This window comes from Ornithinimicrobium flavum, from assembly GCF_004526345.1.
In the GTDB taxonomy this organism is placed as follows: Bacteria; Actinomycetota; Actinomycetes; order Actinomycetales; family Dermatophilaceae; genus Ornithinicoccus; species Ornithinicoccus flavus.
Genome location: NZ_CP038213.1, coordinates 1,783,736 through 1,808,886, shown reverse-complemented (window position 1 = coordinate 1,808,886; position 25,151 = coordinate 1,783,736). Strand labels below are relative to the sequence as shown.

Here is a 25,151-nt window from a genome sequence, read left to right as displayed (position 1 = left end):
CATCCGGGGGGACCGCCTCGCCTGGGGTTCCTTCGTGCTTGGGTACGGCGCCGGACAGGAGAGGCGCCTCACGATTGGCACAGGGCACCCCGCGGCCCTTCCGCGATAGGGGTGCGTGGCCCGCGAGCAAGGGAAGCCCAACCGCAAGGCGCGGGCCGCGAACGCCTCGCCACGGCGGGCTCATGACGAGTGCGTGCCCGTTCGGTCCTGTCGGCGCGACCTCCGGGGCTGGGCCGCGGCCAGCGCCACGATGGCGGCGGCGCCGGGGACGACCCACGGTCCTGTGCTCACCGCCAGAGTGGCTTCGGTGCGCAAGGAGAGACGGGCGAGCAGCGTCGCCTCGGTGAAGGCGGCCGTGCGTTCGGTGACGGTGCCGTCGGGGGCGATCAGGGCGGAGACACCGACGTTGCTGACGTGCGCGACCGACCGCCCGTACTCCACGGCTCGCACCCGCGAGATGGCCAGGTGCTGCACGGACTGGTCGCCCCGACCGAACCAGGCGTTGCTCGTGGGCACGACGAGCAGCTCGGCACCGCCGATCACCACGTCCCGCAGCGCCCGGTCGACCGCGACCTCGAAGCAGACCGCCAGGCCGAGAACCACCGGCCGGCCATCACGCGCCGGAACCGGCATGACACCGGGGCGCTCGCCCGGGACGAGGTCCTCGATGCGGTCGACCCAGGGGCTCAGATGGCGCACCAGCGGGCGCAGGGGCATCACCTCGCCGAACGGCGCCAGGTAGACCTTGCGGTAGGTCTGGTCCAGTCCCTGGTCGGGCAGGTAGCTGAAGACCATGTTCGCCGCGGCGCCCGCCCCTGCCCTGCGGGAGAGGCCGCCGAGCACCACCGGTGCGTCCACCGCGTCCGTGGCCACCCTGATGCGCGCTTCCGCCACCGGGCCGACCCCGGGGTCGAGGGGATCCAGGTCGGTGGCGCCCTCGGGCCACAGCACCAGGTCGGGAGCGGGCAGCGCCCCTGACCGGACCCCAGCGGCCAGGTCCTCCGTGCGCTCGGTGTAGCGGGCCAGCATGGTCCCCGGGTCCGCAGACAGGGTCCGGTCGTACCCCTCCGGGATGTCGCCCTGCACCGCCGCCACGGTCAGCGTCTCCCCCGAGACCGGGCGTGGCACCAGCGCCGGCGCCACCACCAACACGACCGCCGCTCCCAGCGGGGTCACCATCCTCGGCCAGCCGCGGCCCTCGCGGGCTCGGGCCCCCTGCACGCTCAGGGCCAGCAAGCCGCCGACCAGGGCGATGAGAAACCCGAGCCCCGTGACGGCCACGACGCTGGCGGCGCCCAGCATCGGTGAGTCAGCCTGGCTGAACCCCAGCCTGGCCCACGGGAAGCCGCCGAAGGGGGTCACCGAGCGGGCCCACTCCATCAGCACCCATGCGGCGGCGCCCACGACCGGCCGGACCGCACCCCCACGTTGCAACCCGGCCAGCAGCGCCCCCAGCGCTGCCGGGTAGAGCGCGGACAGCAGGCTCATCGCCAGCCAGGCCGGGGCCCCGGCGTAGGTGGCGGCCCAGGTGAACATCGGGGCGAACCAGGTCAGCCCCAGCAGCAGTCCCGCGGCTGCACCTACCCACGGTCGCGCGCCGGCGGTCGCCAGGGCCAGGGCAGCACAGCCGACAGGTGCCAGCCACCAGACGTCATACCCGGGGAACGCCAGCCACAGCGCGACACCTCCCAGCAGGCCCAGCAGCAGCCGAGCGACCCAGCCTGGCGCAGCGGAGACGCCATGCGCCTCGACCCGCCGTGCCCGGCGCCGTGCCCGTGCTGCGCCGCTGCTTGCCTCGTCGGTGAGCGCCCGGCCGCCCGGTGCGGTGCCCCTTCTCGCTCGCAGGACGTCGCCGGGAACCGGTGGCCCTGCGGCCGTCATCCCCTGCTCCTGTGGACCGTACGGTGAGCAGCATCGCGCCCCCCGCGAACGTGCCTCACCCGCTTGACTGACTTGTCAGGGTGCGCCTGCCCACGGTCCCGTGCCGCCCCTGGTGGGTCGATGGTTGACGGCTTCCGGTGGGCGCTCCACAGAAGGTAGCCGCCCACCACGACCATGGGCGCCGAGAGCACCTGGCCCATGGTGACCCACTCCAGGGCGAGGTAACCCAGGTGGGCGTCGGGCACCCGGAGGAACTCCACGAGGACGCGGACCACACCGTAGAGCAGGAGGAACAGACCCGAGACAGCACCAACCGGGGGGCTGCGACGTGTGTACCACCACAGGACGCCGAACAGGAGCAAACCTTCGAGAAGGGCCTCGTACAGCATGGTGGGGTGGCGGGGCTCGCCTCCGGCGCCGGGAAAGACCATGCCCCACGGGACGGCGGTCTCCTTTCCCCACAGCTCTGCGTTGATGAAGTTACCGATCCGGCCGAAGAACAGCCCCGGGGGAACCAGTGGTGCCACGAAGTCGCTGACAGCGAAGAAGCTGCGCCCGGCGCGACGTGCGTAAAGCCCCAGCGCCACCAGCACGCCCAGCAGACCCCCGTGGAAGGACATACCTCCCTCATAGATGCGCAGGACACTGACCGGGTCGGCCACCGCGTTCTCGAGCCCGTAGAACAGGGTGTACCCGAGGCGGCCGCCCACGACGACACCGACGATGCTGTAGAGGATCAGGTCGCTGACCTGGTCAGCGCTCCACCCTGAGCCGGTTCGTCTGGCCAGGACAGTTCCCAGGACCCAGGCAAGCAGGAACCCGACGGCGTACATGACGCCGTACCAGTACACCGTGAGGGGACCGACGTCGAACGACGATGGCAGGTCCGGGTAGGGGACCTCGGTCAGCAGTCTCACAAGGGCCGTCCCGCAGCGACGGGCAGCGCATCAACGCCCGGAGGGTGACGGCGGTCCCCCGGACCCCCCGGCGGTGGTGATGAGCCTGCTCCCGCGCCTCGGACCATCGGAGCTGCCCGGCGCGACGATGCGACATCCATGACGAAGCCGGCCCCCTCGACGGCCCGTGTGACGGTCTCGGTGTCAAGAGCATGCCGTGCTGCGACCCTCAGGCGCGCGCGGCCACCACCTCCGACAAGGTTCACGGCGACCGCCTGCACACCGCTCAGGCTGCGCACGCTGTCCAGAATCCGGGCCAGGCACTCACCGCAGGTCAGACCGAGCACCCGGTACGTCTGCGTGGTCATGCTCCACACCTCCACAACACCCAAGGCATCTGTCCCGCCCCAGAGAACCAGGCGGACATGCGTGAGGCCTTCCCGAACGGTGGAGTTTTGATGAAGACCTTCGCACAGCGGGCTGGCCTACGCCGCCGCAGCTCAGCGAAGGGAACGGCACTGCCGATGGGGATCACCGCGTCGCCGGCTGCAACGTCCAGGTGGCCCAAGGGCTCATCCTTGTGCACCATTTCGGTGAGCTGCGCGATGGTTTTCCTGGCCGGATGCCCTTTCTGTAGAACTCCAGGAAGGGCCTCGACACCCCACGGGTCAGGCGTTTCCAGGCGATGCCTCGCCCTGGAACGGCCAGCGCGGTCCCGCCGGTCCGTGTGGCCACTCCGGCGGGGCCGGTCAGCACGGTCTTCAGCCCCGGCGCCCTCGCCGATGTTGCACTCTCGGTGGTTGGTGCCTGGCGCTGGTCCTGACAGTGGTCTCGGCCCAACCCTGTAGACCCCTGCGATCGTGCGGGCGCGGCCAGGGCCAGCACGCGACGTTGGCGAAACGCCCAGGTCGACAGATGCTCGACCGTCAGGCAGGATCTAGGGCGCCGAAGGGAGGTCCATGTACCTGGGTGTCGTCGTGATGGCCGTCGCCGCCGTCGTACCCGTGCTTGTGCTGTACGGGCTGCACCGTCGGACGGCGGTCACGCCGGATCCCCTCGAAGTGCTCCCGTTCGAGTCGGGCTGGATTCCCGAGCAGCACGCGCTGTCCCGGTACCACGTGCGGTGGTACCTGGCGACCCTCCTCTTTCTCGCCTTCGACGTCGAGATGTTGTTCATGTACCCCTGGGCCGTCGTCGTCGCCGAGATCGGCACCACGGCGGTCGTCGAGATGTTCCTCTTCCTCGCTGCGTTGTTCGTCGCCGTCCTCTGGGCGTGGCGGGAAGGTGCCCTGCGATGGGTCTGAGCGAGGCGAGCTCGCGCGTCGCCGCGCGGTACGCGCACGCCCTGCTGGTCGAGGTGCCCGGATGGGGACGCACGCGCATGGTGGCCGAGCACGCCGTGCTCGCGCGTGGATGGCAAGTGGCCCGTTCCCCGGCAGACGCTGACGTTCTCGTCGTGTGCGGCACTCCCGGGCCACGGCTCAGCGAGGCCGTCGACCAGTTGTGGCATCAGATGCCAGGGCCGCGGGTGACCGTCCAGGCCCTTCGCGTCGAGGACGTCGCGGCCGTCCTTGACGAGGCACACGCACTCCTTCTCTCCCCCGACCGCCACCGGCACGACGCGGCGGACCGACCCAGGACAGACGATCTGCTCGCACGCCAGCCCCACGACAGCCAGGCCCAGCACGCGCACGGTGGCCACGACCACCACGTTGAGCCGGGTGACGCGGATGACTCAGGTCATGGTGACAGCGAGCACCAGGGTCATGCCGGTCACGAGGAGCATGCCGGCCACGAGGAGCATGCCGGCCACGAGGAGCATGCCGGCCACGAGGAGCATGCCGGCCACGAGGAGCATGCCGGCCACGAGGAGCATGCCGGCCACGAGGAGCATGCCGGCCACGAGGGAGACCACAGGCACCCTGCAGGTCCCGAGGAGCCCGACGCCCATGAGGACGCAGAGGGGCACGGAGGCCACGGTGGAGGCGGTGGGCACGAAGGCCACGGCGACCACGGAGGTCACGGCGGCCACGACGGCATGGACATGTCCCCTGGCGGAATCCCTCTGGCGGGGGGCGGGGAGGACAGGGACGGTCTGGAGATGGACGTCCTGAAGGTCCGGCTCGGCCCGGTGCTGCCTTACTGGCCGGCAGGACTGGTGCTGCACTGCTCGCTGCAGGGCGACGTCGTGACCGAGGCACGCGCTGAGGTCCTCGGCGCCGCGGACGAGGCCGGCGACGAGACCGACGCCCGGGCCCGCGCGCTCGACAACATCGTCTCCTTCCTGGCGCTGGCGGGGTGGGAGGATGCCGCGGCCCAGGCACGGACGCTCCGCGACGCGGCACTGGGGGCCGGGGAAGACCCGGTGGACCTGAGGGGCCTTGAGCGGCTCCAGCGCCGGGTGCGTCGTTCACGGCTGCTGCGCTGGTCGTTGAGGGGGTTACGTCCGCTGACCGAGGAGGAGGTCCGCCACCAGGGGCTGCCCGCGGACTCCGCGGGCGATACCTACGACAGGCTGGTCCGCATGGTGGACCGTGCGGCAGCGGCCTCCCGACTCGGCGACCGCCCGGCTGTCCGTGTCGAGCACCTGGGGAAGCTGGTCGTCGGACTGGACCTCGCGGCTGCACGTCTGGTCCTGGCCAGCCTCGACCTCCACGAGCTGCGGGCCCACCACGCCCAGCACGAGGCGGCCCATGGGTGAGCTGGCGTTGGTGCAGAGCCCAGGCGTGCCGGACTCCCCAGTCGTGACCGTGGCGCCCGGCTGGGCGCTGGCCGCGGTGGCCATCCTGGGTGCCCTGGTCCTCGTCGCAGGGATGCTCGACGGCGTCCTGTCAGCACGCTCCAGCGGCGGCCCGGGCGGTGGCGCGAGCGGCGCGGCGCGCCCCTTTGGCGAGGCCGCGCGACTGATGCGGCAACGACGTCGCACCACCGTGCAGGCCGACACCCTTCTGTGGCGCGTCGGCGGGGCAGGGCTGATCGTCACGGCTGCGCTGATGGTGGCGGTGGTCCCGCTGGGGCGGTGGACGATCTTCGACCTGGACGTGGGGGTCATGTGGTTCAACGCCATGGACGTCCTGGTCTGGGCCCTGGTGTGGCTGACCGGGTGGGGCGCCAACTCGGCGCACTCGCTGGTCGGTGGCTACCGCTTCCTGGCGCACGGGCTGGGCTACGAGCTGCCCCTGATGTTTGCGCTAGTCGCTCCGGCGATCGCGGCGCAGAGCCTCAACGTGGGCACGGTCGCCGCAGCCCAGGACGGCCTGTGGTTCGCGGTGTGGATGCCGGTGGCCTTCCTCGTCTACCTGCTCGGGGTCGCGGCCTTCTCGGTATGGGGCCCGTTCGCCCCGGCGCTGGGCAGCGACATCGCCGGCGGCCTGCGGGCCGAGCTGTCCGGGGTGGACCGGCTGGTGTTCGAGACGGGTCGCTACGCCCTGTTGGGGGCCGGTGCGGCGTTCTCGGTCCCGATGTTCCTCGGCGGAGGTGCTGGTCCGCTGCTGCCTGACTGGGGTGGGTACTGGTCAAGACCCTGGCCGTGCTCTCCTTGCTGGTCTGGCTGCAGCGGCGGTTGCCGGCCTTCCGGCCCGACATGTTCATGGAGGTGGGCTGGATGGTGCTGCTCCCGGCCGTGCTGGTCCAGGACCTGCTCGTCGCCGTCATCGCCGTCTGGAGGGCCTGAGCGTGGTCGCAGACATCGCCTTCTGGGGCCTCGGTCTGGTCGCCGTGATCAGCGGCGCCGCGGTCTTCTACGTCGACTCGATGGCCCGCGCCACGTACGCGCTCGCACTGTCCTTTATCGCCGTGGGCCTGCAGGTGCTCTTCCTGCAGCAGAACTACGTCGGCGTGGTGACCGTCCTGATGATGGTCATGGAGATGGCTGTCATGGCCGTCTACATGGTCATGTTCATGGGCATGAACCCCGCCCTGATGCCGATGAGCATGGTCCACAGCAACAGAACGGCCGTCGCGACAGCGGTCCTCACCTTCCTGGTGCTCGCGGCGGGCATCCTCCTGGTGGACTGGCCCACCCGCCGCGCCAGTCCCCCGCCGGACGTCACCGTGGCCCTCGGCGAGGCCCTGATGGGGCCCAAGATGCTCGTAATGGCCGTGATCAGCCCGGCCATGGTCGCCACCATCGTGGCCGGCGTCGTGCTCGCGGCGCACCGCACCCGGTACGACCGGTTCGGCGACGACCTCAAGCAGCGCACCCCCGAGGACCCCCAGCCGGGAGGTGTGGGCCGATGACCCTGGAGGCGACCCTGCTCATCGCCGCCGCCATCTTCTCCGTCGGCCTGTACGGCGCGATCTCCCAGCAGGTCGTGGTGATGGTGATGATGGGCCTGGAGCTGATGATCAACGCGGTCATCCTGGCCGCGGCCGGGTTCTGGTGGTTCCTGGCGCCCGCCCCGACCGGGCAGGTCCTGCTCCTGGTGGTGATCGCGGCGATGACCCTGGAGATGGCCATGGGCTTCGCGGTCGCCACCCTGCTGCACCGGGAGCGGCAGGCCGACGTGACCGACATGGCCACGGACCTGACCCGATGAGCCCGTCGATGGCCCAGGCCGCTCTCTGGCTGCTCGTGCTGCTGCCCGCGGTCGTCGGCGGCGCACTGGCCCTCTCGCGTCTCGAGCGTGCCGCGGCGCCCACGTCCCTGGCCACGGCCGGCCTCACCACTGCCCTCTCGCTGCTCGTGGCCCTGGCCCGACCGCAGGTGTCGATGCCGTTCATGGCCGGCAGTGACCTGGCCCTCGGTGTGGACGCGCTGTCGGCGCTGGTCGTGCCGACCGTGGCGGTCGTCACCCTGCTGGTGCTGCTCTTCTCGGCCGGTGAGATCCGGCGGTCGCGGGCACGGTTCCACGGGCTCATGCTCGTCTTCGCCTCCAGCGCGCTGGTGACCGCCACCGCGCAGACGCTGCCCGCGCTGCTGTTCGCCTGGGAGGTCATGGGCGCGACGTCGTTCGCGCTGATCGGGTTCTGGTGGCGCGAGCAGCACCGGGTTTCCGCGGGGATCACCGCCTTCGTGACCACCCGGGCGGCGGACGTCGGTCTCTACCTCGCGGCCGGGGCGGCCCTGGCCGGTGGAGCCGGGCTGGCGCTGGCCGACCTGTCTGAGAGCAGCGAGGGGTGGCGGCACGTGGTGGCGGCCGGTGTCCTGGTCGCGGCCCTGGGCAAGGCGGCCCAGCTGCCGTTCTCGTTCTGGCTGTCCCGGGCGATGGAGGGCCCGAGCCCGGTCAGTGCGCTGCTGCACTCGGCCGCGATGGTCGCCATGGGCGGCTACCTGCTGCTGCGCACCGAGCCGCTGCTCGCCTCCACGGGCTGGGCCGCCCCGGCCGCGGCCTGGACCGGCGCGGTGACCGCGCTGCTGCTCGGCGCCGTGGCGCTGGCCCAGGCGGACCTCAAGCAGCTGCTGGCGGCCTCCACCTCGGCCCAGCTGGGGTTCGTGGTGATGGGCGCCGGGCTGGGCTCGGTCGGCGGCGGTGCGGCACACCTGGTGGCGCACGCCTCCACCAAGGCGCTGCTGTTCCTGGCCGCCGGCGCCTGGCTCACCGCGCTGGGCACCAAGCACCTGACCGGCCTGCGGGGGGTCGGCCGGCGCTGGCCGCTGGTGGGGTGGGCCAGCACGCTCGGGGTGCTCTCGCTGGCCGGGGTCGCACCCCTGGCCCTGTGGGCCACCAAGGACGCCGTCCTGGCCGCGGCCCTGGCGCGCTCACCCTGGTTGTATGCCGTGGGACTGGCCGCCGCCGCCCTGTCGGCCGCCTACGCCGGCAAGATCCTGGTCGTCCTGTGGCGGCCCGTCCCTGCCGCGGAGCGCGCCGTGGTCGAGGGGCACCTCGACGAGGAGGAGCGCGGCACGGGCCGCGTCGGAGTGCTCGAACGCGCACCGATGGTCGTGCTCGCCGCGGGTGCGCTGGTCCTCGGTCTGCTCGCACTGCCACCGGTGGGCGACACGCTCGCCCGCGCGCTCGGGGAGGAACCGCTGCACCCCACCCTCGTGGAGATGCTCACCTCGGCGGGGATCGCGCTGGCCGTGCTGGCGCTCGTCTGGTGGCATCCAGCGCCCCGCCCCGGGTGGGCGCAGGATTGGCTGGGTCTGGAGCCGGCGACCCGGGCTCTCGTCGTCCGGCCGACCCTGGCGCTGGCACAGGCGGCGGCGCACTTCGACGACCACGCTCTGGACCGGGCCGTGACCGGGTCCGCGGCGGGCGCCCTCGGTCTGGCGCGCCGGGCAGCGGGGTTCGACGACCGGGTGCTCGACGGCGCCGTGGAGTCCGTCTCCCGGGCGAGCATGGAGGCGGCCCAGCGGGCCGGGCGCGCGGACGACCGGTGGCTCGACGGCGCCGTGGAGCGGCTCGCGGCACGGGTACGCCAGCTCGGCCGGCTGGCGCGACGCCCGCAGAGCGGACAGCTGCACCACTACTACGTCCAGGCCGTCGCGGTCCTCGCGGTCGGCGTCCTGCTCCTGCTCACGGTGAGGTGAACGTGCTCAGTCTGATCGTCTTCCTGCCCCTTGCCGCCGCGCTGGCTCTGATGGCCCTGCCACGGCTGGGCGACGGGGCGGCACGGTGGGCCTGGGTGGCCGTGGCCGCCGCAGACGTTGCCCTCGTCGCTGCGCTGTGGCTGGCCTACGAGCCACCGGCCGCAGGTCGACTGGCGTTCGAGGAACGCGCCCAGTGGATCCCTGGGGTGAACAGCAGCTACCACGTCGGGGTGGACGGGCTGTCGCTGCCCCTGGTGGCGATGACGACGGTGGTCTTCCTGGCCTGCGCGGTCTTCGCGCTGCGCAGCGGCGACCGGCCGAGGACCCAGGCGGCGCTGTTCCTGTTCCTGCAGAGCGTGAGCCTGGGGCTCTTCGTCGCCGCCGACCTGATCCTGTTCTTCCTCTTCTTCGACCTGTCCATCGTCGGCATGTACTTCGTGATCGCCGGGTGGGGACACGGGGATGCGGGCCGGTCGGCGATGAAGTTCTTCCTCTACACCTTCCTGGGCTCCCTAGCCCTGCTCGCCGGTTTCATCGGCCTCTACGTCGCTGCCGACCCGCACACCTTCGACATGGTGGAGCTGGCCGAGCAGACCCCGCTGGAGGGGTCCTCGACCGCCGGGGCGTGGGTGCTGGGCGCGATCCTCCTCGGGCTGGCCGTCAAGACGCCCACGGTGCCGTTCCACACCTGGCTGCCCCCGGCGCACACCGACGCCCCAGCCATCGGCTCGGCCGTCCTGGCCGGCGTCCTGCTCAAGATGGGCACCTACGGGTTCGTCCGGATCGCGATGCCGATGCTGCCGGGGGCGTGGCGGGCGTGGGCCTGGGTGATCGTCGTCGTCGGCATCGTCTCCGTCGTCTACGGCGCCCTGGTCGCGCTAGCCCAGACCGACTTCAAGCGCATGGTCGCCTACACCTCGGTCAACCACATGGGCTACGTCGTGCTGGCCGTCGGCGCCGCCGGGATCGTCGCCGACGACACCGTGCAGGCGCGGTCCGTGGCGGTCACCGGTGCCGTCACCCAGATGGTCAGCCACGGCCTGGTCACCGCCGCCCTGTTCCTGATCGCCGGCGTGATGTGGGAGCGGGCCGGCACCTACGACATGGGCGCTTACGGCGGTCTGGCCGACCGTGCCCCCAGGCTCGCGGCGCTGTTCGCCGTCGGGGCGTTCGCCTCGCTCGGCCTGCCCGGCCTGTCCGGCTTCATCGCCGAGTTCCAGATCTTCACCGGCAGCATCGCCGCGGCACCGGTCACCGCGGTCGCGCTGCTGGGCATCCTCATCACCGCCGCCCTGTTCCTACGGGCGCTGCAACGCATCTTCACCGGCGCCACCCAGGGCGCCTCCGTCGGTTTCGGTGACCTGCGTCCCGCCGAGCTGTGGGCCATCGGGCCGCTGCTGGCACTCTCGCTGCTCATCGGGGTCCTCCCCCGCCTGCTGCTCGACGTGATCGAGCCCGCGGCGCAGGTCCTCGTCCAGCTCGTCGGGAGGTAGACCGCGGTGGAGTCCATGGCCATGCGGCCGGCCCTGCTCGCACCGGAGATCGTGCTGTTCCTCGGTGGGCTCGCGGCCCTGCTGGGCGGGTCGTTCCTGGCGCGGACCCGCCAGTGGGTCACCCGTGCCGTCGCCGCGGCCGCCCTGCTGGTCGCGGCCGCCCTGGCCGCCCTGGACCTGCCCGGCCCGGCGCAGGTGGCGATGGAAGGCACCTTCACGGTCGACACCACCACGGGGGTCGCCCGGGTCGTCGCCGCGCTCGGCACCCTCGTCGTGCTGGCGCTGGCCTCCGACGAGATCGCCGGCACCCCGCGGGAGAGCGAGACCTACGCGCTGCTGCTGTTCTCCACCACCGGCACCCTGATCCTGGCCGGTGCGAACGACCTGCTCGTCGTCACCGTCGGGTTCCTGCTGGCCAGCGTCCCCCTCTACGGCCTGATCGGGATCGCCCGCACACCCCTGGGCGCCGAGGCCGCGATGAAGACCTACCTGCTGGGTGCCCTCTTCGGCATCCTGCTGCTGACCGGGGTCACGCTCCTCTACGGCGTGACAGCCACCACGTCCTACGCCGAGCTGACCGACCGGCTCGCCGACGCACCGGCAGGCGTGGTCGCCGCCGGCGTCGTGGCGGGCGGTGCTGGGCGGGCTGCTGTTCAAGGCCGGAGGAGCACCCGCGCACTTCTGGGTCCCCGACGCTGCCCAGGGTGCCGGCGGGACCGTCGCGGCGTTCCTCACCACCGTGCCCAAGATCGGGGCCGTGATCGCGGCATACCGGCTCGTCGAGCTGCTTCCCGACACCCTGGCCTGGCCGTTGCTGGTCGCGCTGCTGGCCGTGGCCAGCATGACGCTGGGCAACCTCGCCGCCTACTGGCAGACCGACCCGCGACGCCTGCTGGGCTGGTCCACGGTCAGCCAGGTCGGCTACCTGCTCGTGCCGGTCGCGGTCGCCGGACGCAGCGACCTCGCCCTGCCCTCGCTGCTGCTCTACCTCGCCGGCTACACCGTCACCAACCTCTCGGCGTTCGCGGTCACCACCGCCTTCCCCCAGCGGCGCGAGCTGCGCTCCTACCGGGGCATGGGCAGAGCCCATCCGTGGCTGGGCGCAGCCCTGGTCGTGGCGCTCCTCGGCCTCGTCGGCACCCCGCCCACCGTGGTCTTCGTCGGAAAGTTGACCACCACCGCCGCGGCCTGGGACGCCGGGTACGCCTGGCTGGCCGTGCTCGTCCTCGTCAACACCGTCGCCAGCCTCTTCTACTACCTGCGCTGGATCGCGCCCCTCTACACCCACCAGGAGACAGCGGGGCACCACCAGCAGGACGCCGGCACAGAAGGCCGGTGGTCGCGCAGCGCTGCGATCGGGACCGCAGCGCTTAGCCTTCTCCTCGGCATCGGAGCCGGAGCCCTCTGGGCCACCTTCTCCCTGTGACCCGGCTGCCTCGCACCGGCCGGTTCCGCTCGCGACCCGTCTCCCCCAGGTCTACCGTCGGGAGGTGGCCAGCTCCCGGCCGGCCCTACACCAGATCCAGACGCCGGCACCGATGCCGGCCATGAGAGAAGGAGCAACACGATGACCCACCACGTGACCACGATGCTGCAGACCTACCCCAAGGACATCGGCTCGATCGACCAGGAGAAGCTCGCCGAGTGCATCGAGGCGTGCTTCGAGTGCGCCCAGACCTGCACCGCCTGCGCGGATGCGTGTCTGGCCGAGGACATGGTGGCCGACCTGGTCACCTGCATCCGCAAGAACCTGGACTGCGCCGACGTCTGCGCCGCGACCGGCAACGTCCTGTCCCGGCAGACCGGGAACAACGTCGAGACCACCCGGGCGGCGCTGGAGGCCTGCCGCACCGCGTGTCGGGCCTGCGCCGAGGAGTGCGAGCAGCACGCGCAGATGCACGAGCACTGCCGGGTGTGCGCAGAAACCTGCCGACGCTGCGAGACCGCGTGCGCCGAGCTCCTCGCCAGCCTCAGCTGAACCAGCAGGAGCTTCATACCTCCAGCGCCCGGACTTCCTCTCGGGACACCCCATCCCGCCCGGTACAAGGACCGGGCATCGTACAGAAGGAGAACGACGTGAAGACTGCGATACAGAACCGCCGACGCACCGGTTCCATCCTGACCGCCCTGGCTGTGGCCCTCGCCCCGGTGGCCGGTGTGGCGGTCGCAGCCGCCCCGGCCGCGGTCGCGGATGCCCGGCGAGCTCGGAGCAGGCGGAACGGTTCGAGGTCGACTTCCTCACGGGCATGATCGACCATCACCACATGGCCGTCATGATGAGTCAGATGTGCCTGGAGAAGGCTGTCCATGACGAGCTGATCGCCACCTGCGAGGCCATCATCGCCACGCAGACCGCGGAGATCGAGACCATGCAGGGCTGGCTCATGGACTGGTACGGCCTCGAGCACATGCCCGACATGACGGGGATGGAGTCGATGCACCGTCTCCACGACCTTGACGGGGAAGAGTTCGAGATCGCGTTCATGCGCTCGATGATCCGACACCACTGGGGTGCGATCCGGGAGGCGGAGAAGTGCCTCGACCGGGCCGAGCACGAGGACCTGCTGGCCCAGTGCGAGGAGATCAAGAGCGTCCAGCTCGGCGAGATCGAGATGATGCAGACCTGGCTGCGGGAGTGGTACGCCCTACCCGGCGGCCGCCCGACCAGCACCGCCTGAGCAGTCCCTCGCGCGCCGTGCCTGTGCGCAGGGTGTCTCTGTGGGCGGGCACGGCCTCGAGCGGGCGGCCCCGCAGGGCCCGCGGGCCGTCCCGACGACGCGCCCCCCGCCGGACGGGCTCGGCTTTCAGAGACGTGGTTCGTGGTGGTGGTCAGCCGCGTAGGCGACGAACACCTTCTTGGCATCACCACCGGTGCGGAGGAGGTTGTCGTCGAGCTCCGAACTGAGCTGGTCGATCGCCAGCGACAGCTGTCGCCCGCTGCGACGCACCACAGGCTCCGACGAAGCCAGGGCCGCGTCGCGCAGTCTCAGGACGTAGGGCAGCTGACGTGCCAGGGCGAGGTCGGGGTCACGTTCCTGGAAGTAGAAGCCCTCGGTGTGCTGGGCGAAGTCGATCCCACCGTGACCACCTCCGCCGCGAGGGTGTCAAGGACCCGGGTGAGCACGGCGGGGTCGGCGTCGTCAACGCTGTCTGCCCACCCGCTGTCGGCCAGGCCCTTGAGCTCGAGCGCGAGGGCGCGACGGCGGGACAGCGGTGGATAGGTCTGGGTGAACCACGTCAGGGCAGCGGTGAGCAGGGCGAACCCGGTCAGGGCCTGCAGAGGGGAAGTGGTCCGGATCCACAGGTCCGTCGCCACCATGTCCCCGTACCCCAGCGTGCTCAGCGTGACAGCCGACAGGTACACCGCCTCGACGACGTCGGGATAGTCCGCCGGGTCCACCCCGGAGGAGTACATGAACCCCCCGGGGACGTGCGGCAGGTAGATCAACGCCCACCCGAGCAGCTGCAGCAGCACCCACACCAGGATGACCGCAACCATCGCCAGCGGCCCCACGGTAGAGCCGAGGCGGTGCCCGGTCGCCTTCGAGACTTTCCACATCCCGGCCAGCACCATCCGGCTCAGGCGCCCCTGACCCGTGGGGTGCAGCGGCGTGTGGAACATGTCGTGCAGACCGACGCCGATCACCACGATCCCGGCGAGGGTCGTCACGACCCCCATCACGATGTGCCTCTCACGGCGTGCCCTCGAACTCGGGGACGGGCCGCTGCTGGGCCTCCTGCTCGGTGGTGACCTCGCCGTTGCTCTCGATGTCGTCGACGAGCCACTTCATCTCGGCGATCTCCCTGCGCTGGGCCTTGATGATCTCGTCGGCGAGCTCGCGGACCCGGACGTCGTCGATGTCGGCGCGCTCGCTGGTGAGGATGGCGATGGAGTGGTGGGGGATCATCCCGTTCATGTAGGCCTGGTCGTCGACGAGCGTCTGGGAGCGGGAGAGCCACAGGGCGGTCAGGCCCAGGACGAGGGCACCGGCGATGATCGCGAGGTTGACCTTGACGTTCTTGTACATCATCCCCCACATGAAGCCGAGCATGATGATGGCCATCGCGGAGCCCATGAGCAGGGCCATGTAGACCCGCTCCTCGCTGAACGTCATGTGCGACCAGGTGAAGGCATTGGTGTAGGTCAGCAGGAACATGGTGACCGTCGAGGTGGTGATCATCGCGGCGAAGACCAGGTACATCTTCCGCTCGTGCTTCTGGTGCTGCTGGTGGTCCTGCTCGGTCTGCTGGCTCTGGTCGTGCTCGGACATCGGCGGTGCCTCCTCGGCTCGTGGGTACGTGCAGGGGTATGCGGTCAGGCTAGGTGCTTCTCAGGCGTCCGGCTCGCCGAGGCGTCGACGTCGGGTCCGGTAGTCCTCCTCGTCGATCTCCCCGCGGGCGTAGCGCTCGTCCAGGATCCGGCGCGCCGCGGACTGCCCTGCGGCCGCGGTCGGCTCGTCCGCCTCGTGGGCCGGCGGGTGGTCCGCCGGCCCGGGTGGGCGAGTGCGCTCGCTCCCTCCGGAGCGGACCAGCAGCGCCACCACGGCGACGGTGGCGAGGATGACCAGGGGCCAGAAGATCCACATCCAGCCCATACCTGCTCCCCAGCCGTTGCCCATCATCGTTCTCTCCTCTCCTTCGTGGTCGGTCGGTCCGGACGTCGCAGGGTCACTCGGCCACGATCGTGCCCATCATGCCCAGGTCCTCGTGGTCGAGGATGTGGCAGTGGTAGACCGTCCGTCCGCCGAAGTCGGCGAACCGGACGCGCACGGTGACACTGCCGCCGGCCGGGACGTTGACCACGTCCAGCCACAGCGGGTCCGTCGGGGCCTGTCCGTCGACGTCGAGCACCTGCATCGGCCAGACGTGCAGGTGGAAGGGATGGTCCATGGGGCCCACGTTGCCGATGGTCCACTCCTCGACCGTGCCCAGCCGCACCCGCTGGTCGACGCGGTCAGGGTCGAAGGACCGGCCGTCGATGGTGAGATCCATCATCCCGCCCGGACCACGGCCGCCGCCCATCATGCCGCCGCCCATGGACATCTCCATGGTCAGCTCACGGCGCCGGTCGACCTGCGCGTCGCGCAGGTCGGCCAGCAGACTCGCGGACCCACCGTCGGCGCCGTCCCCGGCCTCACCGGCCTCACCGGCCGAGGACCGGCCACCCCGGCCGACCTCCAGGCGGGCCAGGACCCGCTCGGAGTCCTCCGGACCGACGGCGCTGCCCATCATCCCGCCCATCATCTGGCCGCGGTCCACGGGCACGGCGACCAGCTCGCTCTCGCCCTCGGCCAGGTCGACGAGCAGGTCCATCCGGTTCCCCGGGGCCAGGACCACCTCCTCCAGGCCCACCGGCGTGGGCAGGCGGCCGACGTCACGGCCCACCACCCGTGCGGTCCCGTCCTGCCCGGGCAGCCGCAGCGACACGAAGCGGGAGGAGCAGGCGTTGACGACCCGCCAACGCTCCCGATCGCCCCCCCGTGCCGTCAGGACCGGCTCCACCTGGCCGTCGAGCAGGAGCAGCTCACCCTCACGGCCCATCATCCGCTCGGGCATCGAGGGGCCGACGACGGACCCGTCCTGGGAGAGGGTGATGTCGGAGACGACCAGCACCCGTTCGCGGTCGACGGCCGGCGGGTCGTCCTCCTCCACGACGATGGCGCCGTAGAGCCCGGCGAACACCTGGTCGGCCACGCTGCCGTGGTGGTGGGGGTGGTACCAGTACACGCCCGTCGGGTGGTCCTCGGGCAGCTGGTACTCGTACTGACGGCTCTCCCCGGGCGCGATCTCGACGAAGACGTTGTCGCCGGCCCCCTCCGGGCTCACGTGGAGCCCGTGCACATGCAGGTTGGTCACGTGGTCCAGCTGGTTGTCCAGCTCGATCCGCAGCAGGTCCCCGGGGCGCAGCCGCAGGGTGGGACCGGGCACCCCGCCGTTGTAGCCCATCGTCCGAGCCTGGCGCCCTGCCACCTCGTGCGTGCCCAGCCGTGCCTGCAGGCTCACCTCCAGGCGCCCGCCGCTGCTGACCAGCACCTCCGGCTCCACCAGCTCGCCGCCGGGGTCTCCCGGCGCCCCGGGCGTGGTCAGGTCACGCCACAGGCCCGTGCCGCCCACCACGGTGCCGGCCAGGCCCAGGCTGCCCATCGCCAGCGCCGTGCGCCGGGTGACCGGTCTCACGACTCCTCCTCGCGCCCGGCCAGCACAGCCCGCCGCTCCTCGTACTCCTCCGTGCTCAGCTCGCCGGAGGCGTAGCGCTCGTCCAGGATCCGCCGGGCGCTCGACCCATCAGCAGGTGCGGTGTCCTCGGTCCGCTCCCTGCGGGACCGACCCGGAACGCCGGCCCCGCTCGGTCCGGGAACGAGGCCGCCGGCGAGTACCCGCGCCAGCGTGTAGGCCAGCAGCGCGGTGCCGGTGATGAGCAGGGGTGTCCATACCCACGTCATGGCTCCAGCCTCCTCTCGCAACCGGTTCGGCTGCATACCGGGTTGGGGGTCACAGTGCCCTGTGCAGCTGCTCCATCCGCTCGATCTCGGCCTCCTGGTCGGTCACGACCTGCTCTGCCAGTTCCTGCACGTCGGGGTGCTGTCCCTCGGCCAGGGCGGTCTGGGCCATGGTGACGGCGCCGCGGTGGTGCTCGATCATCAGCTCCAGGAAGCGGGCGTCGAAGGCCTCGCCGGACAGCCCCTGGAGCTCTGCCATCGCCTCCTCCTGGGTCATCCCGTCCATCTCCATACCGCTGGAGTCGCCGTGGCCCATCCCTGCCATGTCGTCGTCGGAGGCGGTCGGTTCGCCCCACTGCTGCAGCCAGGACTGCATGAGCTCGATCTCCGGGCCCTGGGCCTGCTCGATCTGCGTGGCCAGCTCCTGCACCTCCGGCGTGACCGCCTGCTCCTGGGCCAGCTGGGCCATCTCGACGGCACCTTCGTGGTGGACGATCATCATCTGCGCGAACATCGTGTCCGCCTCGTCGTGCTCCTGGGCGGCCTGCTCACCTTCCGTCGTGGAGGCGGCGGTGGTGCCGCCGCCTGCGGGCTCGGTGGAGTCGCCGCACCCGGCGAGGACCACGGTCAGCGCCAGGGCGCCGGTCGCGAGGCGGAGGCGAGGGGTGATCGTCATCGGGGCCAGCTCCAAGAGGTCGGGGACGGTGCCCCATGAGTAAACGTGACCACGCAGCGTCGTTCCAGCCAGGACAGGGTCCTTCAGGAAACCTTCATCGAACCGACGTAGGACCTTCGTCACACGCGCGCCGGGCGCTCACAGACGCGAGGTGGCATCGCGCAGCAGATCGTCGGGGTCGAGCCACATCGAGGGGTAGTCGCCCTGCCAGCGTTGCACGCCGTCCGCGTCGACGAGGACGAACCCGTGTCCGGGGAGCCCGGCGTGCATGCCTTTGCCGAGCGTGCCGTAGGCCTGGGACACGGTCCCGTCGTCGAGCAGGTACGGGGTGCTCACGCCGAACGTGTCCAGGTCGGCCTGGATCTGGGCCGCGGTGTTCATCACGATCGGCAGGACGACGATGCCGGCGTCGGCGAAGCCAGGGTTCTTCTCGATCTCGGCCATCTGCTGGGTGCACGACCCGCACCCGGCGCCCTCGTTGAAGTAGAGGATCACCGGACGGCCCCGGTGGTCGGACAGGGACACGGTCTGCCCGGTCGTGCTCGGCAGCGTGAAGTCCGGCGCTGCGCCGCCGCCGCCCTCGTTGGTGGTGGGCCGCGCCTGCCACAGGCCGAAGATGACCAAGGTGACGAGGACGAGCAGCCCGGCCAGTCCCACGAGCCGTCGGCGCTGCTGGGTGTGCGTCTGGCGCCGCTGCTCCAGTCGGATCTGGGCGACGTGCGCCTGGCGGCGCGCCTGCTGCTGCTTGGTGGTCATGGTTGCTCCGCTCCTTGCTTTGGTGCGTTCGTGTGCTCGTGGCACGGGTGCGTGGGTGCATCGTCGGCGGTTCCGTCGGCGGCCGCGGTCGTCCTGCGTGTCCGGTCGCGCAGCGTGAACCAGACGAACGACGCGGCGAGGGCGAGCAGCCCCAGACCGAGCAGGGGTTCGGGCACGGGCGCGAGCCAGCCGAGGACCTGCTCGGCGGTGCGCGTGACCCCGTCGCTGGCGACGCGCTGGAACCAGGTGGCGTCGCCGGTCATGGTGGTCGATCCCGCGAGGGAGATCACGGCGATCCCCATGGCGACGAAGGCCAGTGCGACGGCCACGTTCACGGTGTTGGTGTGCAGGGTCCGCCCTGCGACCCTCCACCGCAGGGCCTTCGCCCTGCCCCAGCGGCGCTCCCCCAGCCCGGCTGCGTCCCAGACCAGGGCCATGACGAAGAGCGGGATCACCATGCCGAAGACGTACGCCATACCGAGCAGCGCGCCGCCGGCGGCGCTGCCGGAGAGTGCCGAGAGGGTCATCACGCCGGCCAGGACCGGGGCGCAGCAGCTGGAGGCGATCCCGGAGAAGACTCCCAGGCTGAAGAAGGTGGCCGAGTCCCCCCGGGCGGTGTCCGGGGCGCGCAGCACCGAGGGCATCGACCACATGCGCCCGGACAGCGCCAGCAGACCGAGCGCGATCATCAGCAGCCCGCCGGCCCAGTACAGCTGCACGTGGTACTGCGCGATCGCGCCGGCGACCAGGCTGACACCCAGGGTGATGGGCACCAGGACGAGGGCGAGCCCGGCGGCGAACACGAAGGTGAGCGGGAGGAGGCGCCACCTGTTGTTCTTCACCGCCGCGGCGAGGTAGGCCGGGGCGAGGAAGACGATGCAGCACGGGGCGAAGAGCGCGACGGCGCCGGCGAAGAAGGCCGCCAGGATGCTGCCCGTGGCCAGCAGCTCGGTGCCCATCAGCGCACCTCGCCCAACCGCAGCGCCGCGTCCAGCCGGCGCCTGGAGAGGCGGCCATGACCCAGCGGGCGGCCGTCGAGGAGCACCAGCGGGAACATGGCTGGTCGGTGGGTGGCGACCAGCCCGCGCCCCTCGTCCGACTCCATGGACACCACCTCCAGGAACAGCTCACCGCGCTCTGCGCGACGGCGCAGCTCCCGGTGAGCGTCCTCGCACAGGTGGCACGCCGTGGTGGTGAGCAGGGTGGCTCGCGGCACGGGCTCGGGGTCCCTGGACCGCCCGGTGGTGGCCCGCGCGCCGGTGACGCGGTTCATCGGCGGGTGCCGTGCTGCATGAACAGCATCATCGCGGCCATCATGCCCAGGCAGGCCAGGGCGTAGACGGTGGCACCGAACCCTGCTGAGCCGCTGAGGATCAGCAGGCCCACGATCAGCAGCATGGGCACGCACATCAGCCACATCGCCCACCCGTGCCCGCCGTGCCCGTGCGGAGCCTGGGCAGGGTGCTCGTGGTGAGGTGTCGTCACGGTCGGCAGCGGCGGGACGCCGCTGACGCTGTCGCGCGGTCCATTCGCGGGACCATGAGGGAACTGGGTCATTTCCGGGCTCCTCGACTCGTGGTGGTCCTGCCAGGCTCCTGCGCACGGGTTGCGGTTTCAGCAGGCGGATGATGAAGTTTTGGTCAAGGTCGGTCGTCCACCCGGTGCGTGAGACGCCGATGCAGGGAGGTCACCCTCATGACGATGTCGCACGGCGCCCACACCGAAGCCGAGGAGGACCGGAGAGCTGTGGTCATCCGGTGATCTCCGCGGCGTTCCACACCTTCTCCGCCGTCGGCGGGGTGCGCGCATCGCCCTGGCCGGGCAGCGGCTCAGTCAGCGGCCGGCCACGGCCAGGGAGACGTACAGGTGGAGCCGGGGGGAGATCCTCGGCGCGCTGTTCAACGGGCTCTTCCTGGTCCTCATGGCCGGCTACCTGCTGTGGATGGGTGCCGTGCGGCTCTTCGAGCCGGTCGAACTGCCGACCTCGGTGCTGCTGTCGGTCGCTGTCCGGTGGAGTCGTGACCGAAGGGTTCGATCTGAAGCAGCCCTCACGGCGCTGAGCGACACCAACGGCGTGGAGGACCTGCACCACGGGCAGGCCCGGAGCCCGACGTCCGGGCGGACGGTCTTCTCCGCGCACCTGCGGGGTGACCGAGGCTGCGGACACAGCCCGGGTGCAGCAGGAGGCGCCACACACCAGTTCACCGGCCCTCGACGGGACTTCTCAATCCTGCAGGTCGAGCAGGAGTGCCTGTACGAGCATGGCTCCGCCGACACACCGACATCGCCATGAGCCCGCGGTCGGAGGGCTGAGGAGCGTCCGGGGTCAGCCGATGCGGCCGTACCAGACGTTTACCTCGATGTTCTACCAGCAGTTCCACCACGGCCTCGACGAGGGGCCCCTCTGCGACCTGCCCGTGCTCACGAACGCGATGCTGGTGGAGCGCTTCGACGACATCGTGACCAACCCAGACGTGCACCTGCCCGAGACTCGCGGGTTCCTTACCGGAATGCGCCCCGGCGAGCTGTACCGCGGCCACCACTGCGCGGCGGCCACCGGCGGGACCACCGGCCGGTCCGGTGTTGGGTGGTGGGACTTGGCCACGGCATCCCCCTGAGGACGTCGCAGCTGCGCCGCGTGCTCGACGGCCGTGGGTCTCCTGTCTGGCGATCACCGTCCGCGAGCTCGAGTGGGTTCCCCGCACCGCCATGGGCAGCTACGCGCCGCTGATCGGCGCTCTCCGGTCGAGTGCCGTACTGACAAGTTCCGAGCCGTGGCTTACGACGCTCCGCGACGGTGGACCCTGACCTGCGTCGACCGGAGCACTCGGCCCATAGGGCTTCAGGACCTGACAAGTCTCGCGATCGCGCGGGAGGCCTCGTCGATCTTCTGTTCAGCCTCTGGGCCGCCTGTCCTGGCGGCGTGCACGACACAGTGCTTGAGGTGGTCCTCCAGCAGGCCGAGGGCGACGTTCTCCAGGGCGGCGGTGAGCGCGCTGACCTGGGTCAGGATGTCGATGCAGTACGCGTCCTCGTCGACCATGCGGTGGAGCCCTCGTGCCTGGCCCTCGATCCGCCTGAGGCGGGCAAGGTATCGCTCCTTGTCGGAGATGTATCCGTGCGCCGCGGTACCGGCTGGAGTTGCTTCTGTCGGCATGATCGCTTGTGCTCCTGCAGGGGTGAGTGTCCGCTCGTTGTACGCGGCCGGCCGATCAGATCCTCGGTAATCCACGAACGTTACCGCGCGGCTCCGTGACCGGTTGGTTCATCGACGTGAGAGGTGAAGTTGCGCAGGCGCAGGCTGTTGCTGACGACGAAGACGCTGGAGAAGGCCATGGCGGCTCCTGCCAGCATGGGATTGAGCAGCCCGAGTGCTGCGAGGGGTATCGCGGCGCTGTTGTAGGCGAAGGCCCAGAACAGGTTGGTCTTGATCGTGCGCAACGTTCGACGGGACAGCCGGATCGCGTCGGCGGCCGCGCGCAGGTCGCCTCGGACCAGAGTGATGTCCGCGGCCTCGATGGCGGCGTCGGTGCCCGTGCCCATCGCCAGGCCCAGGTGCGCCTGGGCGAGGGCGGGGGCGTCGTTGACGCCGTCTCCCACCATCGCCACGGTCTTGCCCTCGCTCTGCAGCCGAGCAACGACCTCGACCTTGTCGGCCGGGAGCACCTCGGCGATCACGTGCTCGATGCCGACCTCGGCCGCGACCTGCCGGGCGACGGCAGCGTTGTCACCGGTCAGCAGCACGGGCTCCAGTCCGAGCTGACGGAACTGGGTGATGGCCTGGGCGCTGGTGGGTTTGACCTCGTCGGCCACGATGAGGATGCCTCGTGCCGCGTCGTCCCAGCCGACCACGACGACTGTGCTGCCCTGAGTTTCGGCCTTCGTCTTTGCCGCCTGCAGGTCTGCGCTCAGGTGCAGGCCGTCTTCCTCGAGCAGCGACTGCCGCCCGACCAGCACGGTGTGCCCGTCGACGACGCCACGGACGCCGCGCCCCGGGATGTTCTCGAAGGAGGTGGGTACCGGCAGGTCGCCCACCTCCGCGGTGGCCTCGCGGGCGATCGCCTGGGCGATGGGGTGCTCGGAGGCGTCCTCGACCGATCCGGCGATGCGGAGCAGCTCGCTGCGGTCCACGCCCTGCTCGGCGTGCGCTTCGATCAGCGTCATCTTGCCGGTGGTGACGGTGCCGGTCTTGTCCAGGACGATCGTGTCGACCCGTTTGGTCGACTCGAGCACCTCCGGTCCCTTGATCAGCACCCCCATCTGGGCGCCGCGGCCGGTGCCGACCAGCAGCGCCGTGGGTGTGGCCAGCCCGAGCGCACAGGGGCAGGCGATGATGAGCACGGCAACAGCTGCGGTGAACCCGGCGGCGAGCGGGAAGCCGGCCCCGATCCAGGCCCCGAGGGTGGCCACGGCGATCGCGATGGCGATCGGGACGAACACTCCGGAGACGCGGTCGGCCAGCCGCTGGATCTCGGCCTTCCCGGACTGCGCCTCTTCGACGAGGGTGGCCATCTGCGCAAGCTGCGTGTCCGCGCCGACCCGTGTGGCGCGGACGACGAGCCGGCCGCCGGCGTTCACGGTGGCTCCGGTCACCGGGTCGCCCTCGGCGACCTCCACCGGCACCGACTCCCCGGTGAGCATGGAGGCGTCGACGGCGCTGGTGCCTGCAGTGACCACCCCGTCGGTGGCGATCTTCTCACCGGGACGGACGACGAACTCGTCGCCCACGGACAGCTCCTCGATCGGGACGCGTTGCTCGCGCCCGTCGACCAGCACGGCCACGTCCTTGGCGCCCAGCTCGAGCAGGGCGCGCAGTGCGGCGCCGGCGGTGCGCTTGGAGCGCTTCTCGAAGTACCGGCCCAGCAGGACGAAGGTGATGACTCCGGCGGCGACCTCGAGGTAGATGTGGCTCATCCCGTCCGAGCGCGAGATCGTCAGCTCGAAGGGGTGCACCACGCCGGGCTGGCCGGCGGTGCCGAAGAAGAGTGCCACGACCGACCACAGCAGTGCAGCGGTCGTTCCCACCGAGATGAGGGTGTCCATCGTCGCCGCGCCATGGCGCAGGTTCATCAGGGCCGCCCGGTGGAAGGGCCAGCCGGCCAGACCACGACGGGGGCGGCCAGCACCAGGGAGGCAAAACCCCAGTAGTCGAACTGGAGCGCGGGGACCATGGCCATCGCGACGACCGGGGTCGCCAGGACCGCCGAGCCGATCACCCGCTGGCGCAGACTGCGCAGCTCACGGTCGTCGGGGGCGTCCCCAGCGTTCCCGCCCGCCACCTCCGCCCGGGGCGGTGCAGGAAGGGTCGCGGTGTACCCCGTCTTCTCGACCTCGGCGATGAGGTCAGCCACGTCCAGACCCTCGGGGCCAGTGACCGACGCCTTCTCCGTGGCGTAGTTGACGCTGGCACTGACACCGTCGAGCTTGTTGAGCTTCCTCTCGATGCGGTTGGCGCAGGAGGCGCACGTCATGCCGCCGATCTTGAGCTCGACGCTCACCCCCGACTGGATGGGCTCACTGGTCGTGGTCATGTCCGGCTCCCTCGTCGTGCTCGTTGCCGTGGGCGTCGTCAGTGGTCCTCTCGGGGCCGTCCTCAGTCACAGGTTCGACCGGTCCGGGTTCGGCGGACGGGGGTGGGTACACACCGTCGGCGTCCAGCACGAAGGCGGCTGTGTGGACCTGCCCGTCGACCTTGAAGTCCAGGTAGAGCAGGTACTGACCGGCAGTGGGCGCCGTGGCCTCGAAGACGACCTCTGGCCCGGCGGTCTCACCAGCTTCGGGCCCCTGTCCGTGGGGGTGGACGTGCAGGTAGGCCAGGTCACCGGCGCGCAGGGCGACGAGGTGGCCGTAAGCCCCGAGATAGGGCTCAAGGGTGGTGACGGGTTGCCCACCCCGTGTCACGGAGACGGTCAGGGTCGATGCCCGGCCGGCCGCCAGGTCACCTGTGATCGTGACGAGGTAGCCGCCGGCCTCGGTGGAGCGTGAGGTCTTCTCGACGGGCACAGGCTCGAAGTCACCAGCGACGTGGACCAGGGCGCTCAGCGTCGTGCTGGCCTCGGCCTCATGCGGCACGAAGTCGGCGTACACCCGGTACGTGCCGGAGCTCTGCCACTGCCAGGGGATCGACCACCGGCCCCGCGGGTCGACCTCGGGGTGCACGTGGCGGAACTCGCCGCCGTCCGTGCGCACCACGATCAGGTGCAGCTCCTGCTCGTGCGAGACCTCGAAGTCGGTCGCCGGCTCACCGTCCGGACCGAGCACGGTCAGGGTGAGGTCCCCCGAAGTCCCCGGCGTGGTGGGCGCGTCCACCGCCGCGAGCCGGTAACCGTCTGCCTGCAAGGAGAGCCCGGCCGGCATCGCGGCGCGCTGCTCGCCGTGGCCGTCTGCGTCTGCGCTCGAGGGGTGGCCCTCCTGCTGCTGCGGCGGCCCGTGGTCATCTGCGTGGTCCCCCGTTCCAGAAGACCAAGAGCTCACCGTCTCCGGCGGGACGACCGCACCGGCGGTCGCGAACGCGACAGCGAAAACCCCGGCAAGAGT

At 71.1% G+C, this 25,151-nt stretch carries 29 protein-coding genes and 3 pseudogenes; 14 read left to right on the top strand and 18 right to left on the bottom strand.

Annotation, left to right across the window (positions count from 1 at the left end):
• Nucleotides 1-180: 180 nt before the first annotated feature.
• The 3 genes from lnt to E3Z34_RS20245 are packed head-to-tail and all read right to left on the bottom strand — an operon-like array spanning nucleotide 181 to nucleotide 3,145.
• Nucleotides 181-1,881, bottom strand: coding sequence for an apolipoprotein N-acyltransferase (gene lnt / locus E3Z34_RS08460; RefSeq protein WP_134773244.1), 1,701 nt, complete (start codon nucleotides 1,879-1,881; stop codon nucleotides 181-183).
• The gene (lgt, locus tag E3Z34_RS08455; RefSeq protein WP_238695421.1) at nucleotides 1,878-2,798 is read right to left on the bottom strand and encodes a prolipoprotein diacylglyceryl transferase; all 921 of its coding nucleotides are present in this window, start codon (nucleotides 2,796-2,798) and stop codon (nucleotides 1,878-1,880) included. Before lgt ends, lnt begins: the two co-directional genes overlap by 4 nt.
• The gene (locus tag E3Z34_RS20245) at nucleotides 2,795-3,145 is read right to left on the bottom strand and encodes a heavy-metal-associated domain-containing protein (RefSeq protein ID WP_153011578.1); all 351 of its coding nucleotides are present in this window, start codon (nucleotides 3,143-3,145) and stop codon (nucleotides 2,795-2,797) included. Before E3Z34_RS20245 ends, lgt begins: the two co-directional genes overlap by 4 nt.
• Nucleotides 3,146-3,736: 591 nt before the next feature.
• On the opposite strand from E3Z34_RS20245, the gene E3Z34_RS08445 reads away from it, so the two are divergent.
• Nucleotides 3,737-4,081 (top strand): NADH-quinone oxidoreductase subunit A, encoded by a 345-nt coding sequence (locus tag E3Z34_RS08445; protein ID WP_058889656.1) that lies wholly within the window; start codon nucleotides 3,737-3,739, stop codon nucleotides 4,079-4,081.
• 431 nt (nucleotides 4,082-4,512) lie between these two features.
• Here the strand turns inward: E3Z34_RS08445 and E3Z34_RS08440 are convergent, their stop codons facing one another.
• Complete coding sequence (locus tag E3Z34_RS08440; RefSeq protein WP_134773243.1) at nucleotides 4,513-4,800, bottom strand: hypothetical protein; 288 nt, start codon at nucleotides 4,798-4,800, stop codon at nucleotides 4,513-4,515.
• A 78-nt stretch (nucleotides 4,801-4,878) separates the two neighbouring features.
• On the opposite strand from E3Z34_RS08440, the gene E3Z34_RS18230 reads away from it, so the two are divergent.
• The 11 genes and pseudogenes from E3Z34_RS18230 (at nucleotide 4,879) to E3Z34_RS08395 (ending at nucleotide 13,420) form a co-directional block, all read left to right on the top strand.
• Nucleotides 4,879-5,478, top strand: a complete 600-nt coding sequence (locus E3Z34_RS18230; protein ID WP_134773242.1) for a hypothetical protein — start codon at nucleotides 4,879-4,881, stop codon at nucleotides 5,476-5,478.
• Nucleotides 5,471-6,211, top strand: a pseudogene (locus E3Z34_RS08430) (NADH-quinone oxidoreductase subunit H); the annotation flags it as partial. The gene E3Z34_RS18230 and the pseudogene E3Z34_RS08430, both read left to right, overlap by 8 nt.
• A gap of 95 nt (nucleotides 6,212-6,306) precedes the next feature.
• Entirely contained in the window at nucleotides 6,307-6,450 is a 144-nt protein-coding gene (locus E3Z34_RS19470) for a hypothetical protein (RefSeq protein WP_275106680.1), read from the top strand.
• 2 nt (nucleotides 6,451-6,452) lie between these two features.
• The gene (locus E3Z34_RS08425) at nucleotides 6,453-7,016 is read left to right on the top strand and encodes an NADH-quinone oxidoreductase subunit J (RefSeq protein ID WP_134773241.1); all 564 of its coding nucleotides are present in this window, start codon (nucleotides 6,453-6,455) and stop codon (nucleotides 7,014-7,016) included.
• Nucleotides 7,013-7,315 (top strand): NADH-quinone oxidoreductase subunit NuoK, encoded by a 303-nt coding sequence (locus E3Z34_RS08420; RefSeq protein ID WP_134773240.1) that lies wholly within the window; start codon nucleotides 7,013-7,015, stop codon nucleotides 7,313-7,315. The genes E3Z34_RS08425 and E3Z34_RS08420 overlap by 4 nt, the downstream gene beginning before the upstream one ends.
• A complete protein-coding gene (locus E3Z34_RS08415; RefSeq protein WP_170212993.1) occupies nucleotides 7,312-9,249 on the top strand; it encodes a proton-conducting transporter transmembrane domain-containing protein in 1,938 nt (645 codons plus the stop codon). Before E3Z34_RS08420 ends, E3Z34_RS08415 begins: the two co-directional genes overlap by 4 nt.
• A gap of 2 nt (nucleotides 9,250-9,251) precedes the next feature.
• Nucleotides 9,252-10,742 carry a complex I subunit 4 family protein gene (locus tag E3Z34_RS08410; protein WP_134773239.1) on the top strand — a complete coding sequence of 497 codons (1,491 nt, stop codon included), beginning with the start codon at nucleotides 9,252-9,254 and terminating at the stop codon, nucleotides 10,740-10,742.
• 15 nt (nucleotides 10,743-10,757) lie between these two features.
• A pseudogene (locus E3Z34_RS19750) lies at nucleotides 10,758-11,267 on the top strand (NADH-quinone oxidoreductase subunit N); the annotation flags it as partial.
• A 109-nt stretch (nucleotides 11,268-11,376) separates the two neighbouring features.
• Nucleotides 11,377-12,168, top strand: coding sequence for an NADH-quinone oxidoreductase subunit N (locus E3Z34_RS19460; RefSeq protein ID WP_275106679.1), 792 nt, complete (start codon nucleotides 11,377-11,379; stop codon nucleotides 12,166-12,168).
• Nucleotides 12,169-12,309: 141 nt separating this feature from the next.
• The gene (locus tag E3Z34_RS08400) at nucleotides 12,310-12,720 is read left to right on the top strand and encodes a four-helix bundle copper-binding protein (protein ID WP_075812221.1); all 411 of its coding nucleotides are present in this window, start codon (nucleotides 12,310-12,312) and stop codon (nucleotides 12,718-12,720) included.
• A 286-nt stretch (nucleotides 12,721-13,006) separates the two neighbouring features.
• On the top strand, nucleotides 13,007-13,420 hold the full coding sequence (locus E3Z34_RS08395; protein WP_158288648.1) for a DUF305 domain-containing protein: 414 nt from the start codon (nucleotides 13,007-13,009) through the stop codon (nucleotides 13,418-13,420).
• A gap of 126 nt (nucleotides 13,421-13,546) precedes the next feature.
• Here the strand turns inward: E3Z34_RS08395 and E3Z34_RS18820 are convergent, their stop codons facing one another.
• The 11 genes from E3Z34_RS18820 to E3Z34_RS08345 all read right to left on the bottom strand — a co-directional run bounded on the left by E3Z34_RS18820 (nucleotide 13,547) and on the right by E3Z34_RS08345 (nucleotide 20,099).
• Nucleotides 13,547-13,690, bottom strand: coding sequence for a hypothetical protein (locus E3Z34_RS18820; RefSeq protein WP_238695420.1), 144 nt, complete (start codon nucleotides 13,688-13,690; stop codon nucleotides 13,547-13,549).
• 38 nt (nucleotides 13,691-13,728) lie between these two features.
• Nucleotides 13,729-14,412 (bottom strand): potassium channel family protein, encoded by a 684-nt coding sequence (locus E3Z34_RS08390; protein ID WP_238695419.1) that lies wholly within the window; start codon nucleotides 14,410-14,412, stop codon nucleotides 13,729-13,731.
• A gap of 22 nt (nucleotides 14,413-14,434) precedes the next feature.
• Nucleotides 14,435-15,013 (bottom strand): DUF305 domain-containing protein, encoded by a 579-nt coding sequence (locus tag E3Z34_RS08385; protein ID WP_202977062.1) that lies wholly within the window; start codon nucleotides 15,011-15,013, stop codon nucleotides 14,435-14,437.
• 60 nt (nucleotides 15,014-15,073) lie between these two features.
• Nucleotides 15,074-15,364, bottom strand: a complete 291-nt coding sequence (locus E3Z34_RS08380) for an SHOCT domain-containing protein (RefSeq protein WP_202977061.1) — start codon at nucleotides 15,362-15,364, stop codon at nucleotides 15,074-15,076.
• A 46-nt stretch (nucleotides 15,365-15,410) separates the two neighbouring features.
• The gene (locus tag E3Z34_RS08375; RefSeq protein ID WP_134773237.1) at nucleotides 15,411-16,919 is read right to left on the bottom strand and encodes a multicopper oxidase family protein; all 1,509 of its coding nucleotides are present in this window, start codon (nucleotides 16,917-16,919) and stop codon (nucleotides 15,411-15,413) included.
• Complete coding sequence (locus E3Z34_RS08370) at nucleotides 16,916-17,185, bottom strand: SHOCT domain-containing protein (RefSeq protein WP_134773236.1); 270 nt, start codon at nucleotides 17,183-17,185, stop codon at nucleotides 16,916-16,918. Before E3Z34_RS08370 ends, E3Z34_RS08375 begins: the two co-directional genes overlap by 4 nt.
• 49 nt (nucleotides 17,186-17,234) lie before the next feature.
• Nucleotides 17,235-17,858 carry a DUF305 domain-containing protein gene (locus E3Z34_RS08365; protein ID WP_134773235.1) on the bottom strand — a complete coding sequence of 208 codons (624 nt, stop codon included), beginning with the start codon at nucleotides 17,856-17,858 and terminating at the stop codon, nucleotides 17,235-17,237.
• Nucleotides 17,859-17,996: 138 nt separating this feature from the next.
• On the bottom strand, nucleotides 17,997-18,614 hold the full coding sequence (locus E3Z34_RS08360) for a peroxiredoxin family protein (protein ID WP_134773234.1): 618 nt from the start codon (nucleotides 18,612-18,614) through the stop codon (nucleotides 17,997-17,999).
• Nucleotides 18,611-19,573, bottom strand: coding sequence for a cytochrome c biogenesis CcdA family protein (locus E3Z34_RS08355; protein WP_134773233.1), 963 nt, complete (start codon nucleotides 19,571-19,573; stop codon nucleotides 18,611-18,613). The genes E3Z34_RS08360 and E3Z34_RS08355 overlap by 4 nt, the downstream gene beginning before the upstream one ends.
• Nucleotides 19,573-19,887: a thioredoxin domain-containing protein gene (locus E3Z34_RS08350; protein ID WP_202977059.1), complete on the bottom strand. Its 315-nt coding sequence runs from the start codon at nucleotides 19,885-19,887 to the stop codon at nucleotides 19,573-19,575. The genes E3Z34_RS08355 and E3Z34_RS08350 overlap by 1 nt, the downstream gene beginning before the upstream one ends.
• Complete coding sequence (locus E3Z34_RS08345; RefSeq protein WP_134773232.1) at nucleotides 19,884-20,099, bottom strand: hypothetical protein; 216 nt, start codon at nucleotides 20,097-20,099, stop codon at nucleotides 19,884-19,886. The genes E3Z34_RS08350 and E3Z34_RS08345 overlap by 4 nt, the downstream gene beginning before the upstream one ends.
• A gap of 259 nt (nucleotides 20,100-20,358) precedes the next feature.
• Between E3Z34_RS08345 and E3Z34_RS08340 the strand changes: the two genes are divergently transcribed.
• Nucleotides 20,359-20,907 (top strand): cation efflux transmembrane domain-containing protein, encoded by a 549-nt coding sequence (locus E3Z34_RS08340; RefSeq protein ID WP_202977092.1) that lies wholly within the window; start codon nucleotides 20,359-20,361, stop codon nucleotides 20,905-20,907.
• 67 nt (nucleotides 20,908-20,974) lie between these two features.
• Nucleotides 20,975-21,232 carry a hypothetical protein gene (locus tag E3Z34_RS08335; RefSeq protein WP_134773231.1) on the top strand — a complete coding sequence of 86 codons (258 nt, stop codon included), beginning with the start codon at nucleotides 20,975-20,977 and terminating at the stop codon, nucleotides 21,230-21,232.
• A 224-nt stretch (nucleotides 21,233-21,456) separates the two neighbouring features.
• Here E3Z34_RS08335 and E3Z34_RS08330 read toward each other — a convergent pair whose 3' ends face one another.
• The 3 genes and pseudogenes from E3Z34_RS08330 to E3Z34_RS08320 all read right to left on the bottom strand — a co-directional run bounded on the left by E3Z34_RS08330 (nucleotide 21,457) and on the right by E3Z34_RS08320 (nucleotide 24,971).
• On the bottom strand, nucleotides 21,457-21,771 hold the full coding sequence (locus E3Z34_RS08330) for a metal-sensitive transcriptional regulator (protein WP_134774819.1): 315 nt from the start codon (nucleotides 21,769-21,771) through the stop codon (nucleotides 21,457-21,459).
• An 80-nt stretch (nucleotides 21,772-21,851) separates the two neighbouring features.
• Nucleotides 21,852-24,145 (bottom strand): annotated as a pseudogene (locus E3Z34_RS08325) (heavy metal translocating P-type ATPase).
• Nucleotides 24,129-24,971, bottom strand: coding sequence for a hypothetical protein (locus E3Z34_RS08320; RefSeq protein ID WP_238695418.1), 843 nt, complete (start codon nucleotides 24,969-24,971; stop codon nucleotides 24,129-24,131). The pseudogene E3Z34_RS08325 and the gene E3Z34_RS08320 overlap by 17 nt, the downstream one beginning before the upstream one ends.
• Between the last annotated feature and the right edge of the window lie 180 nt (nucleotides 24,972-25,151).

What these genes read in the sequence shown, in the direction of transcription:
- E3Z34_RS20245 (WP_153011578.1), bottom strand. Translation starts at nt 3,145, where the DNA reads ATGACCACGCAGACGTACCGGGTGCTCGGTCTGACCTGCGGTGAGTGC.
- E3Z34_RS08445 (WP_058889656.1), top strand. Translation starts at nt 3,737, where the DNA reads ATGTACCTGGGTGTCGTCGTGATGGCCGTCGCCGCCGTCGTACCCGTG.
- lnt (WP_134773244.1), bottom strand. Translation starts at nt 1,881, where the DNA reads ATGACGGCCGCAGGGCCACCGGTTCCCGGCGACGTCCTGCGAGCGAGA.
- E3Z34_RS08400 (WP_075812221.1), top strand. Translation starts at nt 12,310, where the DNA reads ATGACCCACCACGTGACCACGATGCTGCAGACCTACCCCAAGGACATC.
- E3Z34_RS08355 (WP_134773233.1), bottom strand. Translation starts at nt 19,573, where the DNA reads ATGGGCACCGAGCTGCTGGCCACGGGCAGCATCCTGGCGGCCTTCTTC.
- E3Z34_RS08420 (WP_134773240.1), top strand. Translation starts at nt 7,013, where the DNA reads ATGACCCTGGAGGCGACCCTGCTCATCGCCGCCGCCATCTTCTCCGTC.
- E3Z34_RS18230 (WP_134773242.1), top strand. Translation starts at nt 4,879, where the DNA reads ATGGACGTCCTGAAGGTCCGGCTCGGCCCGGTGCTGCCTTACTGGCCG.
- E3Z34_RS08395 (WP_158288648.1), top strand. Translation starts at nt 13,007, where the DNA reads ATGGCCGTCATGATGAGTCAGATGTGCCTGGAGAAGGCTGTCCATGAC.
- E3Z34_RS08330 (WP_134774819.1), bottom strand. Translation starts at nt 21,771, where the DNA reads ATGCCGACAGAAGCAACTCCAGCCGGTACCGCGGCGCACGGATACATC.
- E3Z34_RS08380 (WP_202977061.1), bottom strand. Translation starts at nt 15,364, where the DNA reads ATGATGGGCAACGGCTGGGGAGCAGGTATGGGCTGGATGTGGATCTTC.
- E3Z34_RS08350 (WP_202977059.1), bottom strand. Translation starts at nt 19,887, where the DNA reads ATGAACCGCGTCACCGGCGCGCGGGCCACCACCGGGCGGTCCAGGGAC.
- E3Z34_RS08385 (WP_202977062.1), bottom strand. Translation starts at nt 15,013, where the DNA reads ATGTCCGAGCACGACCAGAGCCAGCAGACCGAGCAGGACCACCAGCAG.
- E3Z34_RS08335 (WP_134773231.1), top strand. Translation starts at nt 20,975, where the DNA reads ATGTTCTACCAGCAGTTCCACCACGGCCTCGACGAGGGGCCCCTCTGC.
- E3Z34_RS08370 (WP_134773236.1), bottom strand. Translation starts at nt 17,185, where the DNA reads ATGACGTGGGTATGGACACCCCTGCTCATCACCGGCACCGCGCTGCTG.
- E3Z34_RS08365 (WP_134773235.1), bottom strand. Translation starts at nt 17,858, where the DNA reads ATGACGATCACCCCTCGCCTCCGCCTCGCGACCGGCGCCCTGGCGCTG.
- E3Z34_RS08320 (WP_238695418.1), bottom strand. Translation starts at nt 24,971, where the DNA reads ATGCCGGCCGGGCTCTCCTTGCAGGCAGACGGTTACCGGCTCGCGGCG.
- E3Z34_RS08360 (WP_134773234.1), bottom strand. Translation starts at nt 18,614, where the DNA reads ATGACCACCAAGCAGCAGCAGGCGCGCCGCCAGGCGCACGTCGCCCAG.
- E3Z34_RS08415 (WP_170212993.1), top strand. Translation starts at nt 7,312, where the DNA reads ATGAGCCCGTCGATGGCCCAGGCCGCTCTCTGGCTGCTCGTGCTGCTG.